The 20513-nt window shown below is 38.5% G+C and carries 15 protein-coding genes; 9 read left to right on the forward strand and 6 right to left on the reverse strand.

Features of this window, described 5'->3' with window-relative positions; genetic code table 11:
• The first annotated feature begins 78 nt into the window (after positions 1-78).
• The 6 genes from ON073_RS05695 (at position 79) to ON073_RS05720 (ending at position 9175) form a co-directional block, all read left to right on the forward strand.
• Entirely contained in the window at positions 79-4353 is a 4275-nt protein-coding gene (locus tag ON073_RS05695; protein ID WP_274760902.1) for a PAS domain-containing protein, read from the forward strand.
• Positions 4354-4512: 159 nt separating this feature from the next.
• Positions 4513-5166 carry a methylamine utilization protein gene (locus ON073_RS05700; protein WP_274760903.1) on the forward strand — a complete coding sequence of 218 codons (654 nt, stop codon included), beginning with the start codon at positions 4513-4515 and terminating at the stop codon, positions 5164-5166.
• Positions 5144-7477, forward strand: a complete 2334-nt coding sequence (locus ON073_RS05705; RefSeq protein ID WP_274760904.1) for an EAL domain-containing protein — start codon at positions 5144-5146, stop codon at positions 7475-7477. Before ON073_RS05700 ends, ON073_RS05705 begins: the two co-directional genes overlap by 23 nt.
• Positions 7461-8282, forward strand: coding sequence for a DUF3034 family protein (locus ON073_RS05710; RefSeq protein WP_274760905.1), 822 nt, complete (start codon positions 7461-7463; stop codon positions 8280-8282). Before ON073_RS05705 ends, ON073_RS05710 begins: the two co-directional genes overlap by 17 nt.
• On the forward strand, positions 8282-8704 hold the full coding sequence (locus tag ON073_RS05715) for a group I truncated hemoglobin (protein WP_274760906.1): 423 nt from the start codon (positions 8282-8284) through the stop codon (positions 8702-8704). The genes ON073_RS05710 and ON073_RS05715 overlap by 1 nt, the downstream gene beginning before the upstream one ends.
• A 309-nt stretch (positions 8705-9013) precedes the next feature.
• Complete coding sequence (locus ON073_RS05720) at positions 9014-9175, forward strand: hypothetical protein (protein ID WP_274760907.1); 162 nt, start codon at positions 9014-9016, stop codon at positions 9173-9175.
• A 7-nt stretch (positions 9176-9182) separates the two neighbouring features.
• On the opposite strand, the gene ON073_RS05725 is transcribed toward ON073_RS05720, so the two are convergent.
• The 4 genes from ON073_RS05725 to ON073_RS05740 are packed head-to-tail and all read right to left on the reverse strand — an operon-like array spanning position 9183 to position 16781.
• Positions 9183-10106: a DUF7281 domain-containing protein gene (locus ON073_RS05725; protein ID WP_274760908.1), complete on the reverse strand. Its 924-nt coding sequence runs from the start codon at positions 10104-10106 to the stop codon at positions 9183-9185.
• Complete coding sequence (gene mukB, locus ON073_RS05730; protein WP_274760909.1) at positions 10090-14637, reverse strand: chromosome partition protein MukB; 4548 nt, start codon at positions 14635-14637, stop codon at positions 10090-10092. The genes ON073_RS05725 and mukB overlap by 17 nt, the downstream gene beginning before the upstream one ends.
• Positions 14634-15416, reverse strand: a complete 783-nt coding sequence (locus ON073_RS05735) for a chromosome partition protein MukE (RefSeq protein WP_274760910.1) — start codon at positions 15414-15416, stop codon at positions 14634-14636. Before ON073_RS05735 ends, mukB begins: the two co-directional genes overlap by 4 nt.
• A gap of 6 nt (positions 15417-15422) precedes the next feature.
• The gene (locus tag ON073_RS05740) at positions 15423-16781 is read right to left on the reverse strand and encodes a hypothetical protein (RefSeq protein WP_274760911.1); all 1359 of its coding nucleotides are present in this window, start codon (positions 16779-16781) and stop codon (positions 15423-15425) included.
• Positions 16782-17000: 219 nt separating this feature from the next.
• Here ON073_RS05740 and ON073_RS05745 point away from each other — a divergent pair, with 219 nt between their 5' ends.
• Both ON073_RS05745 and ON073_RS05750 read left to right on the forward strand, forming a co-directional pair.
• A complete protein-coding gene (locus tag ON073_RS05745; protein ID WP_274760912.1) occupies positions 17001-17858 on the forward strand; it encodes a WYL domain-containing protein in 858 nt (285 codons plus the stop codon).
• A 187-nt stretch (positions 17859-18045) separates the two neighbouring features.
• Positions 18046-18612: a recombinase family protein gene (locus tag ON073_RS05750; RefSeq protein ID WP_274760913.1), complete on the forward strand. Its 567-nt coding sequence runs from the start codon at positions 18046-18048 to the stop codon at positions 18610-18612.
• Between the two features lie 41 nt (positions 18613-18653).
• Here the strand turns inward: ON073_RS05750 and ON073_RS05755 are convergent, their stop codons facing one another.
• On the reverse strand, positions 18654-19166 hold the full coding sequence (locus ON073_RS05755) for a hypothetical protein (protein WP_274760914.1): 513 nt from the start codon (positions 19164-19166) through the stop codon (positions 18654-18656).
• 245 nt (positions 19167-19411) lie between these two features.
• On the opposite strand from ON073_RS05755, the gene ON073_RS05760 reads away from it, so the two are divergent.
• Complete coding sequence (locus ON073_RS05760; RefSeq protein WP_274760915.1) at positions 19412-20173, forward strand: hypothetical protein; 762 nt, start codon at positions 19412-19414, stop codon at positions 20171-20173.
• Positions 20174-20245: 72 nt separating this feature from the next.
• On the opposite strand, the gene ON073_RS05765 is transcribed toward ON073_RS05760, so the two are convergent.
• Positions 20246-20513, reverse strand: a 268-nt coding sequence (locus ON073_RS05765) for a hypothetical protein (protein ID WP_274760916.1), incomplete at its 5' end; no start/stop codon positions are given.

A 20513-nucleotide genomic window follows, 5' to 3' on the forward strand; every position in this document is an offset into this window, starting at 1 on the left:
CATTTTAGAGTGGCGGTAATTCAGTTTAAGTGCAATATTTAAAGCTCTAATTAGTTAGAGAATGCAGCGGGAAATTATATGATAAGCACGGAATCTCTAGTATCGAGTTTTTCCAAGCGCTATAAATTAGCGCTTTTTGCTATCGCGATTTTAATTTCGTGCTCATTCTTCATCATTACGCTAGAGCAAAAACAACAAGAAAGCTACGCCAATATTATTAACAAAGCTGGTGAGCAACGCATGCTTTCTCAACGTATTGCGCTGTTAGCCACGCATATTCTTGCCCATGATAATGAACAAGCACATCACCAACTTTTAGCACAAGCTGTAACTAAATTACGTAACAACCAAACGCAATTAATGCAGCAATTAAACCTTTTTGATGAACAATCTCAAATTGAAATCACTGCGGTTTATCAAAACGAGAAGCTCCTTTCTTCGCGCCTTGAAGAGTATATAAATAGCGCGTTATTGCTTACACAAAAACAAACACTTTCAGAATCGCAACGTGCATTATTTGAGGTCGAAAATAGCAGCAAACTACTTGCCGATTTGCACTTAGTGGTTACCTTGTTTGAAAAGGCTGTGATAAAAGACAAACAAGCCCACAACGAGCTGATTTATCTCACTTGGCTAGGTGCGTTAATTTGTTTACTTGGACTTGCATTTATTCTTCTTAAACCAGCTCAGTCTTGGTTGGCAGATACCTATACTAAATTACTTATAGAACGCAATCGTGCCGCTGATTTTGAATTTGCACTTAATAAACACTCTGTCGTAATCCAAGTTGATCAACATACGAATATTCTTTATTACAATAAAATGTTCAGCCACTTTTATGGTTACCAGCCAGGTGAATTAATCAATCAAGTCACTCAGGTATTACGTAGTAACTACCATGATGAAAGCTATTACAATGAAATAACCGATGCGCTTAAAAATCACAAAGTGTGGCATGGGGAGATCTGTAATAAAGCAAAAAGTGGCCAAGTTTGCTGGTTTAGTACCACCATAGTGCCCTTACGCAGTGATGACGAAAAAAATAGAAAATCGATTATTATTCAAAATGATATTACTGAGCAAAAACACGCTGAGTTTGCCTTAAAACGACTTCATGAAATCACCAGCAACCTTACAAGCTCACTAGACGATAAAATTAACGCAATGCTACAACTTGGCTGTGACATTTTTCAGCTGCCTTTTGGTATTGTGAGTGAAATTAACGATAACTACAAAGTGCTTTATAGCGTTTGTCCAAACAATGAGATTTTACCAAATCAAGAGTTTGAATTTGAGAACACCTACTGCTTTCACACTTTTAATGCCAATAAAGCAATAGCATACAATCATGTAGCAAAAAGCGAAATTGCAGCACACCCCTGCTATAAAAACTTTGGTTTAGAAAGTTACATTGGCTGCCCAATTTTTGTTGAAAATAAACGCTTTGGAACGCTTAACTTTTCCAGCCCAGAAACATCTCCTCATCCATTTACAAATAGCGATCTCGAAATAATTCGCTTATTTGCGCACTGGATAGGGTTTGAGATGATGCGCATTAAACAGCAAGAAAAGTTATTGTCTCAGCAACAATTAATGGAAGAAATGAGTGAGCAGGCACAAATTGGTGCTTGGGAATATAACGTGCCTAACAATACGCTTTACTGGTCTAGTATGACAAAGCACATTCATGAAGTAGACGAAGACTTTGAGCCTGTTGTAGAGACTGCTATTGATTATTACAAAGAAGGTGAAAACCGCGAACGAATTGCCGAGTTAATGCGCTTGGCCATTGAAGAGGGTAAGCCTTTCCAAGAAGAATTAGAGCTTATCACCGCAAAAGGAAACGAAATCTGGGTTGCAGCACGTGCCCAACCTGAAATCATAAACGGCCAATGTTTACGCGTTTTTGGTTCATTCCAAGATATTACCGACCGGATAGCAGCGCAAAACACTCTAAAAGACACCAACCAACGCTTACAGTTTGTACTTGCATCAACCAGTGTAGGTATTTGGGATTGGGATGTTGAAAGCGGTAAAACCACATTTAATGAGCGCTGGGCAACTACGGTTGGCTATACACTTGATGAATTAGCCCCGACTTCAGTTGATACCTGGATGAGTCTTCTGCATCCTGAAGATTTAGCAAAAGCAGAGCAACAACTCCAGCTACACTGGCAAGGCGAAGCGGAACATTACAGTTGTGAAACCCGCATGAAGCATAAAAACGGCGATTGGGTATGGGTACTCGACACCGGTAAAATTGTAGAATGGCATGCTGACGGCACTCCGAAGCGAATGATAGGTACACACCTTGATATTCACCAATCTAAACAAGCCGAAATTGAAATTCAGGATAAAAACGAGCGAATGGCGCTCGCTGCTGATTCCGCTGGTATTGGTATTTGGGATTACAATGTTCAAACTCAAGATCTAAAATGGGATGAGTGGATGTTCAAACTATATGGTGTTGAACATACTGACTTTATGGGGGCGTATGAAGCGTGGGAAAAAGGCCTGCACCCTGATGATAAAGCAAAAGCCGTAGCAGCATTAGAACATGCGCTCGAAACCAATTCAAAGTTTGATACTGAATTTAGGATCATCACACCCGAGGGGAAAACACGTTATCTCAAAGCCGCCGCTTTCAACAAGCTTGATAACACTGGCAAAGTATCGAACATGATAGGTGTGAACTACGATATTACAGAGCGTGTTGAAAATGAGTTAGCACTTACAAAAGCCAAGGTAGAAGCTGAGGCTGCTGTTATCGCAAAAGATGAATTTTTAGCAAGTATGAGTCATGAAATTCGCACCCCTATGAATGGTGTTATTGGCATGTTGGATCTACTTTATGATAGCCCACTAGACGATGAGCAACATCACCGTGTTTCGATTGCTAAAAACAGTGCAAATTCATTACTCAATTTGATTAATGACATTCTTGATTTCTCAAAAATTGAAGCGGATAAATTAGAACTTGAACATATTCAATTCGATTTACATTTATTACTTTCAGAATTAGCGGAACTGTTCGCCATGCGTGCAGAGAAAAAAGGGCTTGAACTGATTTTAGATACATCAAGCTTAAGCGAACACAGTATAATTGGTGACCCAAGTCGCATTCGCCAAATTCTCTCCAATCTAATCGGCAATGCGATTAAATTTACACACCAAGGCGAAATAGTAATAAGTGCTTTACTTGAAAATGAAAGCACAGAGTACTGGCGACTTAAACTCGCTGTTAAAGATACTGGTATTGGCATCGCAGCAGATAAACAACAACAGGTGTTTGAACTATTTAGCCAAGAAGACTCTTCAACAACACGTAATTACGGTGGTACAGGGCTTGGCTTAGCCATTGTTAAAAAACTGTGTAATCGCATGAATGGTGATGTTTCATTAATAAGCCAGCAAAATAAAGGCAGTGAGTTTATCTGTGATGTTCGTGTTACTAAGGCTAAACAAAACAAGCTATTACAGCCCACAACTTCTATAAACAACCTAAATATTTTGGTAGTTGATGATAACCAAACAAACTGTGAAATTCTGACAAAGCAGCTTGTAAACTGGGGAGCAAAGGTCAGTTCATGTAACAGTGCACAAGAAGCACTAAGCTTATGCCGTACCAAAATAGATGAAGCAATTGAATTTGATGTAGCCATACTCGATATGCAAATGCCACAAATGAGTGGTGATATGCTTGCTAAAGAAATGCAAGCCGACCCTAAGCTTGCCAATATTAAACTGATTATGATGACGTCGATGCAACATAAAGGTGATGCCAAATATTTTGCAGATATTGGCTTTAGCGGGTATTTCCCAAAACCTGCCACCAGCGCAGATTTACTCGCTGCACTGCAAATTATTGTAGACAATGGCGAACCACTGAAACAAGCGAAGCCATTGCTAACTAGGCATTATATTAACGAATTGAGTGCACCAGAAAATAATTTAAAAGACTTAGTTTTACCTAAATTAAATATTTTGTTGGTCGAAGATAACAAAGTAAATCAATTAGTTGCTAAAGGCATATTAGCAAAGCTTAACCAACAATGTGAGCTGGCTGAAAATGGCCTTGAAGCACTTGCCACACTGAAACAAGCAAAAACGCCATTCGACGTTATTTTTATGGATATCCAAATGCCCGAAATGGATGGTTTTCAAGCCACAAAAGCTATTCGTGAGGGGCAAGCCGGTGAACTTCATCAAAACACCACCATCATCGCAATGACAGCAAATGCAATGGAAGGCGATAAAGAAAAATGCCTTAACGCTGGTATGAATGAATATATATCTAAGCCCATTTCAATTGATGATGTTGAAAGTACCTTAGTTAGTGTTGTGAATTCATAGTCGTACCTTGCAATCATCCAATAAGCAAAAACCATAAAAACATAACAAATTGAAATTAAATAATATATTTCTACCGACTTTGGTCTCAGTAAGTGGACGATAGCATTTAAACTAACTAATATTGTTTAGGTAATACAATTTACATTCGGGAATTTTATATTGTCCTCTTCTCTAAAACATCTCTTGTTAAGCTTAACCCTACTCGCTCTTTTTGAGGCTAAAGCCAGTGTTACTCTTTTAATTACAGATCAGCACAGCCAACCTCTAGAAAATGCGCTTATTGAAATAGAGCTCAAGCAAAAAAACGCACGAAAGCAAGCAGACAAAAACCTTTATGTAATGGACCAAATTAACAAAACATTCAAACCTCATATTTTAGCTATTCCACAACATGCTTTGGTAAATTTTCCCAATAGTGATGATATTCGTCACCATGTTTACTCGTTTTCAAAAGTTAAGCCCTTTGAGTTGAAGCTATACGCAGGAAAACCTAAATCACCTATTTCATTTGAACAATTAGGTGTTGCCGTTTTAGGGTGCAATATTCATGATTCAATGGTGGGATATATTTATATTCACGATAACAATCTAATCTACCAAAGCGATAGTAGCGGCATAATAAATCTCGAAGCTCCCATCAATTCAATTGCTAACGCGTGGCTTTGGCACCCAAGAAACAGCAAAGGGGTAAACCAAAAGGAAATAATCGACGTAAATACCCTAACTCAAAATGATAGCCCTGTAATAAAACTAACTATTATGCCGCCTGAAACTAGAGAAAGCTTTGAAGATGTTTTTAAATCAGCTCAATAAACTCGGGTTAAAGTCACAAATAACTTGGCTTTCTGCTTTTTTAATCATTATTACAGCCACTTTATTAACAGCCAATTATTGGCTGACAACGGCTGATTATGTGGAACAACAACTCAAACAGCAGATCCATTTTGCACACAATGTGTTACAGCAGAATTTAAAACAACAAGAGCAAGTTCTCATCACCAGTGCCAACGTGCTTACTGCTGACTTTGGCTTTAAACAAGCTGTAGCAACACTAGACACAAAAACCCTACAAAGCGCCTTACTTAATCATAGCCAACGAATTAAAGCTGATTTAATGGTTTTGGTTGACCTTAATGGGGAGTTTATAGCGAGCAATGATCAAACTCACTATACATCGAAACTAGTGCAAGAGCATATAAAGTCAATGCCGTTTAAAACCGCGCAAGCTCAAATATTAAGTATTCAAGACAATGTTTATCAAATTATTTTAGTGCCTGTAAAAGCACCTAGAACAATTGGATATGCAATTATTGGCTTTCGATTTGACCAATCGACACTACGTCAATTACGAGAGCTTCTATCATTAGATATCAGCTTTATTTCAGGTAAGATAATTTTTCAGTCTAGCTTGTCTGAAAGCAGTCTTGCCAATGAAAACCTTATGGCGCCAAATCAACAAGGAATACAATTATTACTTTCGTCAGCGAAATTTTTTCATCAAACTATTGAACTGAAAAATACCCAAAATATCAGTGTGGTACTTTCAGCGTCTTTACAACAAATTCATAGCGACTTTAAACGCTTAGTAGTGGCAACGATTATCGCTACACTGTTAATTTTAATTTTTGCTATCAGCTTTTCGCGGGTTTTATCTAAACGCGTGACTCACCCTTTAAAAAAGCTTATGGGGCTAACTAAAGGTATTAGTGCAGGCAATTTTGTGGTGCCAAAAGTGGAAGGTAGCTTCCCAAATGAACTTGCTAAGCTCTATCAAGATTTTGAAGTGATGAGTAATGCCATTAAGCAAAGAGAGCAAAAAATAACGTACCAAGCAGAAAGAGATTTATTAACTGGCCTTAATAATCGTTATAAAACACTGAGCGACCTTAATTTACTGTTTTCTCAAAACATCCAAATAGCAGTTATTAACTTTAATATTAAAGGCTTTAAAACATTAAATGACACAATAGGTACGGTTAATGGGGATAAGATTTTACAAGAAATAGCCAAACGCTTAAACCATTACAAAAAGCTTTCTCAATCGAGTGAATACACCTTACTTTCGCGATTGCATGCAGATGAATTTTTAATTGCTATCAACATTTCCAATGTAAAACAAATAAACAACATCATTACACAGCTGCGTAATGAACTCGAGCGCCCTTTCTATATCGATGAAATTGTACTCTCACTACAGCTCTACTATGGCATTGCCAATTCGATTGAGCATGGAAATAACAGCGAAAAGTTAATTCGAAGAGCTTCTATGGCAGCATCCAATGCGGTAAAAAATAATAGTACCTTACTTTTTTACCAAGACGGTGATGACGAAGCATATCTTTATAAGCTTAATTTAATTGAAGAACTTAAAGAAGCGCTGGAACAAGATGGCTCGAACCTATTTTTAAATTATCAACCCAAGCTCAATTTAAAAACCAAAAAAGTGGATAAAGCAGAGGCACTTATTCGTTGGATAAACAAAGAGGGAGAGTTTGTTAACCCAGAGCTATTTGTTGCGCTTGCAGAACAATCAGGATTAATCGTTACATTAACGCAATGGGTGATTCGCCAAGCAGTAATGCAGATTTCACTTTGGAATGAACAACAGTTTAGTCTTAATGTTTCAATTAACTTATCTGCGCAAGATATTCAACATGAGCAATTTGTATATTTTTTGCTTGAGACGACCGCAGAATATGGAGTTGATCCATCCAATATCATTCTCGAACTAACAGAACGTGATATCGCCGATAATGAAGCATTGGTTGTGTCGCGCTTAACACATTTAAAATCGTTAGGTTTTGAAATTTCTGTTGACGATTATGGCATCGGTCAATCTTCACTCGCAAAGCTCAAAAACCTGCCTGTTGATGAACTAAAAATCGATAAATGCTTTATTCTTAAACTTGATGAATCTCAGGAAGATCAAGATATCGTCGCATCAACAATCGCCCTTGGCCATAAGCTGGGTCTCAGAGTGGTCGCTGAGGGGGTTGAGAATTTGGCAAGCCTTGAATTACTCAAACAATTTAACTGTGACTATATTCAAGGATATTACCTTGCAAAGCCGCTCAAGGCTGAGCAATTAACTCAATGGTATTTTGACTATGTTTCGGCTTCTTAGTTGCTTCTTATTTTTTTCAGCATTTTATTGCTCTGCAAATGGCAAAATTCTCGCTACGCCTGGTGTATCTCAAGTTGAAGGCGCAGCTGGCGGAGGTCTAGTGCCGTGGGCTCAGCTTGCGGGATATGCCACCGAAGATGAATGGGCACTTTCGGGGTTTTGTACGCAAGCGAATGTCGATGACTTTGAACTAAGTACATGTGGTTTTCAAGCAAACTTATTTGACCGCGTTGAATTTTCTTATGCTGAGCAAAAGTTTGATGTACTCCCGCTTTCAACCACCTTAAAACAAAATATTATTGGTACCAAAGTAAGGCTTTATGGCGATCTTGTATATAGCCGTTATCCGCAACTTTCATTTGGTATTCAGCACAAACAACTAGATACCGCCGATATTGCTTTTGCCCTTGATGCAGAAGATGACTCTGGTACCGATTTCTACCTTGCAGCCAGTAAGCTGCATTTAGGCGCGCTTGCTGGCTACAACTTACTTTGGAATGCCACGCTGCGCCACACCTCAGCCAATGAAATGGGGCTACTTGGCTTCGGTGGTTCAAAGCAAAGTAGTTGGCTACAAGTTGAGGCATCTACTGCAATTTTAATAAGTAAAAATCTTGCTATTGGCACTGAATATCGCCAAAAACCAAACAACTTGGGGCTAAAAGAAGATAACTGGCATGATATATTTGTTGCGTGGTTTCCCAATAAACATCTCAGCATTACCGCGGCCTATATCAATTTAGGTACCATTGCCGGCATCGAGAAACAACAAGGATGGTACATTTCATTAATGGGGTATTTTTAATGAAGACGATAATTCCTTTTTTCCTCATAGCTTTACTGCTTACAGGTTGCGCTCACCTAAGCCAAAATCAAACCCTTTATCAGCAGCTTGATGGTCAGCAAGGCATCGAAAATATAGTAGATAGTTTTATTAAACGCATTGCACAAGACAAGCAAGTCTTTCATTATTTTGCTAAAGCCAGCGTGAGCCATTTCCGTGCTGGATTCATTACCCATTTATGCGATGCCGCAGACGGGCCTTGCGAGTATAAAGGCGATAATATGGTCGATATTCACACTGGCATGAATATCAATGAAGCTGACTTCAATCGTATTGTTGAGCTACTAGTTAAAGCAATGGAAGATAACAACGTAAGCTACCCAGTACAAAACCGAGTACTTGCCAAACTAGCACCACACCGTGCAGATATTATTAAGCGTTAACTTAATTTATTCGTAACTGGCTTAACCACCAGCAAGCAAACCCTTTTTAACGCAAGACTTAAATCGACTTTTTAACTATTGGCAAAAAATTGGCGTTATTTAGGATGGAACTATCACAAATAAAAAAGCCCAAGCTAAAACACTTGGGCTTTTTTATTGAATTTGTTGAGTCAGCCTATAAGACAACTGAACATAACTGTAAGCATTTGATTTTATTAAAGGCTTGAAATCTGAAAACTGAAATTTAGTGCAACCGTGTACCAGTTTGGTATATCACGATTCTGAAATGTAGGGGTTTTAGAAAACCGCTTGAAAGATCAAGCGGTTACTAAAACTTCTGAGACAGCCGGTAAGTTAGCTCAAAATAAACAAGTAATATTGCCTGTTTTAACCGTAGCTGTGAACCCTCACCACTTAAAAAAAGCAGTGCGTAATTTTAGAATAACTGCCCTTCAAAAGTATCGATATTAGAAAACACTTACTCTTCCTTTTGAAAAGGTAATTCACAAACTATGCTTTCAAAGCGTTGATCTGCGATAAGCACTTCTTGCTCAATCCATTGTTCATTAACAACAAGTTGGGAAAGAGAGTTAGGAGGGCTTATTTCAGACCATTTTAATTTATTAGTTCCTGCCAACGATTTTCGTCGCACAGTATCCCAATGTGAGGGGATCCAAATTGAAACTTCTCTTCCAAGAGCAGATGCTAGTTGTTCTGCAATTTGAATCCCATTTGGATCTAAGTCTGGAAAGTGAACCCAACTTAGTTTGTCAAAAAACTTATTTATAAAGCAAGCCACTGCAGAAAAGTCCTGTCCAGGAGAATAAATCAATAAAACGCTATCATGTATAGGAAAGTCTACAAATGCTCCAAGATTTTCAACCGTGACAATTAAAGTCGTCGTGGATATTGCTATCTGAGCAATTTGTAACATTAAACGTTGAGGAATCAAGACTTCCGTTCTAATGCGAGTTTCCTCATCTGCGTTTATTGTGATAGAACCTTTGAGAGCGATTTTAAGGCTAGTGTTAAAACTACGTAACCTTATAACTTCATCAGTCGTTACAATCTGCCCGTTCATTAGGGGATCTTTTTTATTATTTTTGCTGTCACCTCTCCATGCTGCCGCAGTTTTGTGATGAATCCAGTGCATTTTTCTCAATACATTAGCTGTACCAGTTTTTGCTGGAGTTCGAACAGAGTGTATTAACTTGTCCAGACGTTCAGTTGCAATCAATGTCCATTTGCCATCCTGAAATCGTACGATTTCCAACTGTACAAGATAATCTACTAGCTTTGCTTGTCGTTGCCTTTTAGGAAGCACTCCCTCCTGCCTGAGTTCCTTCAGTACAGCTAACACCATCCTAGGTGGTAAATCTAATTCCTTAATTGAATGCATCATTTTTTTCCGTTTCTTTAAGCATGTCCTCCATAAATTTATCCTCATTCATAGTAAGCTCCTCCGCATCTCTAATGCCACTAACCATGACTTGATGCCTACTCTTATCGCTAGTAATATGTCTTACCAGTTGGTATCCAGTACCAATAATTTTACCTAATGACTCTGGAGCTGCTAATAGAATTTGACTTCCCGTTCGTACTGCAAGTTCATGAACAGTTTTCTGCGAATGAGCATCTAATCTAGACGCTTCATCAAGCACAAGTGGTATAGCAAACGGTTTTCTTTCATGGGACATACGTCCCCAGTTTTTGAGTATTGCAATTAACACTACTAGTCCTGAACCAATTCGCTCACCTGTGGATAAACTACTATCATCCAATGGTTCAAAACTATCACTTCCTTTACGCCTTATTTCGGTATTAACCATCAAGTAGTTTTTGTGGTCAAGCAGCTTTTCACCCTCAATACGTCCACCAGTAGTGATATGAAACAATCTGCTCAATGCTTCACTTATATCGTTTGTGTCATTGAACAAGTCATCCATTGTTTGACTACCCGCTCTTAGCGCATTTAAAGTAGCGTCAAAACCTGCCTTTGATATTGGAACCAATCGAATTTCTTCAATTTGTCCGAACTGAATACCTCTCATTTCATGGCTAAGCTGCCTTATTGCTTTCTGCTCATCTTGGACTCGACGAGCAATAGCATTCCCCAGCTCAGAACGATCAGTTTTAAATTGCTCTTCGGCATTACTTAAAGCTTTAGTAGCAATTTGGCAGGCGCTTTCTAATTGCTGCAACATTTCTTCTGGCTCTAGGCTACGAATAAGGTCTTGGCGTGCACGACGCCTGAAAAGCTGAACAGCTTCTGCATAACATTCGATAGGGCTTACCCCAGACATATTTTCCATTAACTTGTTTAGGAAAATAGAAAATGGATCACTCTCAGGTAATCCATACTTTACAGTATCACCAAAAATCCCGCTTAAGTGTCCAGTATTTAATTTAAACCCAGCCGATGGTATGTTACGTAAAAATTCCCGTACCATCGGTTGTAAGGTATTTCCAACATTTGCCTCATCAACTTTATTAATTAGCATATTACGTTCTTCTAACCACTTGGAACGTTGCTCCGAAGCTTCTCGTAACTCTTCTTCTAGAGCCTGCTCTTTTTTAACTAGTTCCTCTGCCCTTGCCTTAATAGTTTCAATGGCTGTTTCTAATTTCGTATGTTGTTGCTTAAGCTCTGTAACTTTTAGTTCTAAGGAAGCCTGTTGCTTTTTTAAGTGTTTTTCTAATTTTGGCTCATAACAAAACTCTAACTCCGCAAGACTAGCCCGCGATGTTCTGATGAGACTTTCTTTTCCTCCAATCTCTGCCAATAACTCCGCATAGAGTTTATCTACTTCACTTTCCTTTTCGCGTGTATTCAGTCCCTGATTCCTTAATGTATTAACTTTAGTGGATAATATTGCATGTTGATTACGCAACAATGTTGTTGAACTCTCCTGTTCTTCTAATATTTTGCTTGCTTGTTGATAAGGTTCAGTGAAATGTTCTACCACGCTTGAAAGTGTATGTAGGTCACGAAGTATTTCCGCAGCCCTTGAATAATCAACACTTGCTTTAGCAGCATCTTGGCGTAATTGCTCTGGATTTTCTGGGTATTGTTGACGAATTAACAGTATGTTTTGTTCTATATACAAGACTGTAGACTGATAGCATGCAAGCTGCCTTTTGGCCTTTTCACATATGGAAATTTGCTCACTACACAAGGTAATTTCTGAAACAAAGTCTCTAAAAAGTACCGAAACTTGCGGCAAGTGTTGATCAAGTACACGGACATGTTCTTTAATTTTAGAGTCTCTCGTTTTTGCCAAATCCAATTGTTCAGATAGTACGCTCTTTTTATTGGTGACTTTATTAATTTGCTCTTGTAACGATTCAACCGCAGGCTCATCACCGAAAGCTAAAACGAGGTTAGATTGAAGATGTTGGCAATCCGTACACGAACGTTCAATTGAACGTATGTTGGATTCAACTTCCTCAAGTTTCTGTGATGTTTCTGTCACTTGACTTTCAAGTAAAGCAATCATCCTTTCACGGGCTCTATCCCCTAAAACAGGTGAAGTTCGTATTTGGCTAATTCGTAGCCCATTGTTTTCACTTAAAACGCACCATGGTGGATCTATCTCTTGCTCACCTCCAACAAATTGTGATGTGATATCAGTAAACAATAAATCGTAGTCGAACTCACCAGAACGTAATTGCTCTATCGTTGTTCCGGCACGAAGTTTAATCAAAACAACATCTGGTAATGACCATTCTCCCCCTTGCTCTGCTAATAACGTGCGAGCTGCTGCTTCTGGATCACTGACAATAATACCTTGTGACAGTAAACCTAACGCCGCTTCGGTAAAACCTGCTTCTTCTATAGAAATATCGGCATATAAATCAGTTACGGCAACACCATTAATACTTGCAGCAAATTGTCTCAATACTTCAATGGTTCCTGTTTCGCAATCTCGCAATTCGTTGAGTCGTTGCTCGTTAAGTTGTATGGAGGTATCCATGATACTGCGCTGCTCACGCAGTGAATTCAAAGTTGATTTAATGCTTATCAGAAATTTGGGGAGTGTTTCTGCGTTCAACTGGTCGTTAGGGTGACGCTCTATTAGCCGACTTACTACTGGCTGATACCTTTGCCATTCATTGTGTAATGCTTCAGTTCGAACCAACTCTTCTTCTAGGGCCAGCAACTTCTCTGCAATAGACTCTAATTCAGATTGAAGCCTTAATTTATTTTCTGTTGACTCTTCTCTAGCTTCCTTTCGTTCGTTAAGTAAATCTAAATAATCGGTATCCTCACTTGGAATGCGAGGTAATTCAGCTTGTTGTAGGATACGGAAGATCCCTTTAGCTTGTTCTTGTTCTCGCTTTAAAGCTGCCAATTCTCGATTTAACCCATTGAGTTGTGCTGCTTGAGGCTCCCACTCTCGCAAGTGTTCTAACTTTTGCAAAAACCACGCTTGAGCTTGCCTAGGGTCTGCTGAATCTCCCGTTAAGCGAATTTTTTCAGCTACAGATGTATGGGCTTTAATAATATCATCAACTTGCTGTGCCATCTGATCTAAATCATTGGACAGACGGCTCAATTCAGTAACCTTTGCTTTCTCACACAGGATAATCTCTGGCAATTTTTTAAGTACCACGGGACTACCAATTTTCTTTTCTATCTGTGAATGCAAAGATACGGCATGGGAGTACAACCCAGCCTTTTTTTGGGCTATTTCGAATCGTGTTACAGCATCAGCAAGTTGTGCATTGATAGCTTCAATATTTTCATTGAGACTAGCCATTTCATTGCGTTGTTGAGCAAGCAATTTTTTAACTTTTTCCTGATCCTGCTCCAAGTTAATTTTCTTAGGTTCCAAGCACTTTAATTCTGTCGACGCCTTTTCAAGCTGCGCAAAATAAATAGCCCCAGCATTTGCGCTCTCAACCCGCTTGAGTATGTCCTGGTAGTCATGCTCAATGATTAAAAGGTTCTCCTTAATTTCGTCAATTTTGGAAGTGTTGAGTTTGTGTTGGGACTTGTTCTCTTCAACTAATTTTTCAATTTTAGATTTCTGGTTTTGACTTTTGGTCAAAGAATTATCTGCCTCTTCAAACCTGAACTCTACTTCCACCCAAGCTTCTACTGAAAGTGCCGCACTTCTTTTTAGCAACTTGTTGAAAAACTCGTAGTCTTTCGAATTGCGATTTAGCTCTTCTCGGGTTTGTCGCAGTTTACTCATAGTCCCTTGAAGAACACCAACAACACTTTGAATATTTGTCCTTGATTGAGTTATCAAGAATTCGCTCAAATGGCGTTCAATGGCTCTATCTCGCTTTCCAGCCATTGCACTGTGAAATATCTGTGCTAACTTCCTTTTGTCAGGAGTACTTTGACATGCTCTTGGCAGAATGCCATCTCGAAATAAATCATACATATAAGCATCCATGCCATCGTAGGATACAAAACCACAGCCATGCTCGGCTGCTTTATCTCTGATTAAACCTGCCGTAGCTGGTGACAACGTATGTTCATGGTACTCCACCAGACAGTCTAAAGGCTTAACGTTATGAGGAAGAGTTAAACGAAAGCATTTCACCTCCAACCTCGTGCCGCTTTCTCTTTCACACCTCACAACATAAAGTACTTGCTCCGAGCCATCACGAGACTGTATTTCAAGGCCTATGAGAGATGGATGTCCCAGACGATCAAACATCTCAGCATCTTGCATTTTTTGCTTTACATTGAAATCGTCTGAAGTACCTAAACTGACATAGCGTACATCAGGAATTAAAGAGAATATGAAAGCACCTAATAGTGTAGTTTTGCCCGCACCATTGTTACCTAGTAGACTGACCGTCGTGCCATACTGCTTACTCGCATTAAATTCATGCGGATTAACAAGATCTAAGGTACGTGCACTGATGCCATTAACATTTACAAGTGTTAATGACTTAATTAGCGGATACATACTCATTCGTTTTCTTCCTTTTCAGTGCTAAAAGGGAAACTGAACATATCCATATTTTCCACTCGGTGGTTTAGATTTTCGGACCAATGTTCAGTATCTATTTCGACATTATTTGACTTCTCGCTTGGTGCGGGAGATGCAATTAAATAGCCTTCACGACTGAGACTCTCAATTTTTTCAGCTAGTTCGCTTTCATCACGTAGTCCTCTTAAAGGCTCCACAAATCTATAAATAGCAGCTGTTGGCCAGAAGGAAGTTTTATCCTTAGAAAGGTTCAGAAAATTCAATCTTGACAAAATACTGAGGCGTTTCGTTGTTTCTGCGAGAACTTTGCTTTGGTCAAATTCAGTCTTTACTACTCCTTTCCTGCGATATAAGTCGGCAAACCTGCTATCACTAAGTTGAGAGCGTAGACGTTCAATAAGATGGCCTGTGGTCAGCCATTCATAATCTGCCGCTGATTTATCAAGTTGCATAGCGACGATGGTCAGCCCTATCACCATCGTCAGTTGGTCAAGACGGCTCTTGGGAATTAATGTACGACGTTGCGGTTGAAGGAAGTAGACGCCTTCATTTGTACATTCAAGTGAGAGGTAAAATTTTTGATAGTACTTTGTTAACTCAGTTTCCGCTTGCTGTAAAAAACTATGTAGATGATCATATTCATCCGTAATATTTACTCCTGCTCGCAGTCGGTAGTCTGTCTCAGGAAATACATCATCATCCAATACATCAAGAATTGAATCGTACAGTTTTTCGTTATTACTAGCTTGCTCTTTAATCATACTCCCTCACTTAACTATCCATTGTTGTTCAATTTCAATATTTCCCGCATTGTCTAAGCGAACCCACTCTGGCTTCAGAGTCTTCCTTGCCCAATGCCCTTGCTCCAACAGTTGATTTACGACGAAAAACAAAAGACGGTGACGATCTGTTTCAGTAAACGTTTCGTTCTTCAGAATTCTCTGAGCAACCTTTGTGACATCGACTTCATTACCTTTGTTGAGTATTCTGTGACTCATTCGTTTTGCCAATTGCTCCAATTGCGCACTAGGCGTATTTCGAATTACGTCATTTTCATCACACTGCATTGGCAGTGAGTAATCCTCTGGTGGCGGTGGAGGCTCCCAATCTCGCAATTCAGTCAACGGTTCTGCTGCTAAAATCGAAGGTGACCAAGGCATATTTGCATGTTGCTGAATAGCATGTTCAATTAATAGATTCATGTTTGCATTTCTGTTCAATGAAATACGTAGTCGAATGGTATCGAGCAAACGTTTAAAAAAATCTGCCAATTCCAATAGAGCACCAGATGAAAATTCCCGAATTGCATCCAAGTGTGAATGAAGACTATTTAGTGACATTATTAGCATGTCTGGAACTTGGCGTTGATAGCCCTTTTCGGTTAGATCATGTATTTGAAACAAGACCTTATCTGCACCGCTAATTATTACTGTCTTCAAATCAGAGATTTGTTCTGCGATCTCAGTGACTAGAGTTATTAATGACTCTACTTGTTCACTCAGTTCCGCACTGTGCATTTCTTGTATAGTTTGTCGTCTTAGTGAATAACCAAGAATCAACTGTTCTTGGTTTTTGTTGATCCCCTCCATGAGATCACGAAAAGAAGGTAATGAGGCTTTAATTTTATCATGCCAATCTTGATCTGACTCTACAGTCAACATATTTAAATCGGAAAGCATTATTTCAATTTTGAGGTATCGCTGTCCTAGTGTTTCCTGTTGCTCCAAAGGATCTCCAGTGAATGGCTTTAATAGGTCTTGAGTGAGTTGTGTTAACCTATATAAGCCAGAAGCTTCACTTAAGGACGAACCTGCTAACATTACCAAGCCTTGGTCAATTGAACGCTTTAAGAAGTTAATGCCTCTAACTTGTGCATTCCCATCAAACCGATCTAACCAACGGTCTACATAACCAAATATTTCAAGACATCTCTCCTCAGAATAACCAGTATTAGCTACCAAGTACCCATCATTTTGAGACTGCTCCCATAGACTCATTGCTGCTAGATACATAAGTTCATTTGTCTCAAGCATCAAAGTTGGCTCAGCCAACCTAATTCTGCTCAACAGCTCTGTTAGTCCAAGCTGATTAGTTGAAGTAACAATATCGACCTCCCTGTTACTCATTTTTACTACCTTGAAAAATAAACACTTACATGTAGCTGAAATAATTTAAAGGATTCAAAGTTGGCTACATATTTTAATCTCTAATACGATTTAATTTAATTGAACCTCCACAAAACCAAACCGTGTTAGACAAACTGTCTACAGATAATTATTATGTATATATAAACTACATGTAAATACTGTATACATATATATGTAACAATTTCAGGCAGGTTTTTGATGCAGGACATTAAATGGGAGCAAATCCTACGATTCAGGTTAATTGAGGTTGTGGTTCTTTGGGAGGGTCGTTTAACAACGAATCATCTATGCTCTGCATTTAGAATTGGTAGACAGCAAGCTTCAAGAGATATCAACAAGTACCTAAGCCTTTTTGAAAAGCCACAATTGGAGTTAGATCGCTCACTTAAAGGATATAAACCCTCAAAATCTTTCGAACCTCACTTTAGTCAAGGGACAGTAAACGAATACCTCATGCTATTACATCAACAAAGTCAGATGGTAGAGACATTTGACTTTTTTCAGATGGGGCACGCGGAATCAACTGTATTGTCGGTACCAGAGCGAACTGTTTCACCTGTGATCGTACGGAGCCTTATTCATGCGGCCAGAGAACAACGCCGAGTAGATATTGATTACGTTTCACTTTCCAATCCCAGTATTGCGGGGCGAAACATCGTTCCACATACGATAGTAAATGATGGATTTCGTTGGCATGTGAGGGCATATTGTGAGTTACATGATGATTATAGAGATTTTGTTTTGAGCAGGTTTCGAAATGAACCTGACTTGCTCGATAAATCTGAGCATGGCCGCGAGAAAGATAACGACTGGAATAGATCAACTAGGCTAGAAATTGTACCTAATCCTAACTTAAATGCAGCTCAACAGTTAATCGTAGCTGAAGATTATGGAATGCTTGATAACTGCTTAGTAATTACATCAAGGAACGCTCTCGTTAAGTATTATGTCCAAAGATTCAATTTGTGTTTAGACAATAATCAATTAAGAGCAAAACCAGAGGCATTCCAATTAACAGTCAAAAATCTCAAGTCTGTTCAATATCTATTAATATGAGAACCTAAACATTCTTACTAGTTGAGCATTTAGTTTCCGATATCGTTCAATATTATTATGTGGTTAGTTTAAGTGTACTCATAATAGCCGTTCAGTTTCTCGCCTAAGACCGTCTGTTTAAGCCCTTCAAAATTCTAAAGTAGCCATTTAAGATCATAGTCTTAGACTTAAAACAGGCACTTTTACTATGACTAAACAAATCGGATACATTCGCGTTAGCTCAGTTGATCAGAACACAGCTCGCCAATTAAGCGATGTTAAACTTGATAAGACCTTCGTTGATAAGTGCAGCGGTAAAGATACTAACAGGCCTGCCCTCAAACAGTTAATTGAATATGCTCGAGAAGGGGATGTAGTTCACTGCCATGACATAAGCCGCATGGCACGTAATACGGAAGACCTTCTTCGGTTAGTTCGCCTATTCAACGAGCAAGGTATTAGTCTGAAGTTCTATAAAGAACACCTTGATTTTGCAGGCTCCAGTAATCCCACCCAACAGCTGATGGTCACGCTACTTGGCGCTATATACCAATTCGAGCGGTCTATGATACTTGAGCGCCAGCGTGAAGGCATAGCCATTGCTAAAGCTAACGGTAAGTACAAAGGTAAAGGCATTAACAAAGAACTACACGAACGGATCAGATTGATGTACGCTGAGGGCATAAATAAAATGCAGATAGCAAAGGCCCTAGGCTGTGCTAGGGCCACTGTTTACAAAGCTTTAGATTTGAATAATTCAAAACCTGAAAGTTAACTGTCCGGCTAAAAAGGTGTGTTTATACAATTTCAATTGGGCTAGCTTTCGATACCAACATCAGTATACTTTAGATCGCCTTCATCATTAACTTTTGCAGTAAAACTGAACTCTCCAGAATAGTAAGTACAACTCACGTTAGCTACGCCATAAGGATTGTGAAGCTTAATGATAAGGTAATTCAAGTCTAAATAATCTATCTCTGTCATACCCTTATCTGACGAGCTATATGATATCGATACAAACAATGTTGGCTGCAAGAAGGAATCGCCATTTATGGTCACTTCTACCTCAGAAATTATGTCTAAATTCTTAATAACCCTTTCGTAAAGGCCTGACAGGAATATTTCATCAGTAGAGTTTAGAGTTGATTCTATTAATGCTAAGTGCTTGGCCGAAATACTTTTAAAAAACTTACGTATATCAGCTTGCTGAGTGATTGTAACTTTACCAAACTCACTCACTACCTGTGACCAACTGTTATCAATAAGATTATCGGTCAGCTCTAAATCTATTAAAAGTGTAGATGGTGTTCGAATTAATAATTCTCTCATTTTTTCTCCGTGATTTAAGTTAAAAACCTGAAATAAATTTTACTAAGAATGAGATAACAGTTTTTGTAAGGGAGAGAAGGAATAAACATGAAAGCATTAAGTCTTGCATTAAATACCACCCAAGCATTATGGTTTAAGCATTAAACTACAATTACTCTGTAACATTAAAATTATTTACCAAATATAAAACAAAGACTTAAGACCTTAAATATAAAATATAACCAAACATAGCGGGATCCCCCTGAATGACTAAATGGGTTGAAGTGAAAAGTGATGAGTTTGAAACGTTTGATAAAGACGAATTTTCGTTATTTAAGCGAATTATCACTGAGAATGAAGAATACGAACTTCGCTGGAAGGACAAAAGGCGAGTAATATTATCAATAAGCATCATTAAAGAATTCATAAAATACCTTGAAAAGCATTGTAGGTACTGCAAATCTGATGCTGGTGTAACTGATGACTTCATCGAAGAAGCACAAACGTTTTTAAATGAGACTCATGGTGGCAGGTTTTTTGACGACGAATCAATAAGGCAGTGGGCTGAGTGTTACATTTACACATTAAAAATGGATAATAATTGGCGTAAGTTCAAAACTTGGAAAAATAAAAAGAAGTACCTTAAAAAGACCTCACGCAAAAACAGTTTGAGGCGATATAAAGTAACCATACAATTAAGCGAATTCAGGTTAGTCATTTACCCTAATGATTGCCGGTCAACTCTAGTTCCCGCTGATAGCAGGTATAACAGTTTAGATTTTGAATTTATTGCAGATTTTAAGAAATACTTAACCCAACATTGCAAGCACCCTCCTGCTCAGTTGAAATCCATAGTAGTTGGGTCTGTTATTGTTTGCTCTCAACTCAAAACCAAACCTTTTTCTAAAGAAGATCATTTAAAGTTATGGAATAAACTCTATCCCGAATTAAGAAACAACTACAGAACATTAAAGAAGTATTATGACTGGCGCAAAAAAGCTAAATACTTAATTAAAACAACCAAATAACAGATGTGATTGTATATATCAATCAATTCCAAAAGTCACATTTGATCTAACTACGGCAATTATTAATTTCAACTAAGAGCGTTGTAAAAAATGAATTCTTTTACTTAAAGGGCGAAGAATTAATTCTGCGACAATGAAACCATATGTCAACGACAAGGCTAAATCGGGAATCAACAGACTAAATTCATTCTTAAATGCTGATGACATGACCACAGCATATAAACACCATAAGATAGCAGCAGAATAACTATAAGTTATTGCCCCTTTGATTGTCTCTAATTTAGTTCGAGTTGGTTGGTAATCATAAACGAAGAAAGCTTTGAAAGATTTTATTAACTCA

Origin of the sequence: Pseudoalteromonas sp. G4, assembly GCF_028875915.1 — a bacterium.
Classification (GTDB): Bacteria; Pseudomonadota; Gammaproteobacteria; order Enterobacterales; family Alteromonadaceae; genus Pseudoalteromonas.

What these genes read in the sequence shown, in the direction of transcription:
- ON073_RS05695 (WP_274760902.1), top strand. Translation starts at nt 79, where the DNA reads ATGATAAGCACGGAATCTCTAGTATCGAGTTTTTCCAAGCGCTATAAA.
- ON073_RS05705 (WP_274760904.1), top strand. Translation starts at nt 5,144, where the DNA reads ATGTTTTTAAATCAGCTCAATAAACTCGGGTTAAAGTCACAAATAACT.
- ON073_RS05710 (WP_274760905.1), top strand. Translation starts at nt 7,461, where the DNA reads ATGTTTCGGCTTCTTAGTTGCTTCTTATTTTTTTCAGCATTTTATTGC.
- ON073_RS05715 (WP_274760906.1), top strand. Translation starts at nt 8,282, where the DNA reads ATGAAGACGATAATTCCTTTTTTCCTCATAGCTTTACTGCTTACAGGT.
- ON073_RS05725 (WP_274760908.1), bottom strand. Translation starts at nt 10,106, where the DNA reads ATGATGCATTCAATTAAGGAATTAGATTTACCACCTAGGATGGTGTTA.
- mukB (WP_274760909.1), bottom strand. Translation starts at nt 14,637, where the DNA reads ATGAGTATGTATCCGCTAATTAAGTCATTAACACTTGTAAATGTTAAT.
- ON073_RS05735 (WP_274760910.1), bottom strand. Translation starts at nt 15,416, where the DNA reads ATGATTAAAGAGCAAGCTAGTAATAACGAAAAACTGTACGATTCAATT.
- ON073_RS05740 (WP_274760911.1), bottom strand. Translation starts at nt 16,781, where the DNA reads ATGAGTAACAGGGAGGTCGATATTGTTACTTCAACTAATCAGCTTGGA.
- ON073_RS05745 (WP_274760912.1), top strand. Translation starts at nt 17,001, where the DNA reads ATGCAGGACATTAAATGGGAGCAAATCCTACGATTCAGGTTAATTGAG.
- ON073_RS05750 (WP_274760913.1), top strand. Translation starts at nt 18,046, where the DNA reads ATGACTAAACAAATCGGATACATTCGCGTTAGCTCAGTTGATCAGAAC.
- ON073_RS05755 (WP_274760914.1), bottom strand. Translation starts at nt 19,166, where the DNA reads ATGAGAGAATTATTAATTCGAACACCATCTACACTTTTAATAGATTTA.
- ON073_RS05760 (WP_274760915.1), top strand. Translation starts at nt 19,412, where the DNA reads ATGACTAAATGGGTTGAAGTGAAAAGTGATGAGTTTGAAACGTTTGAT.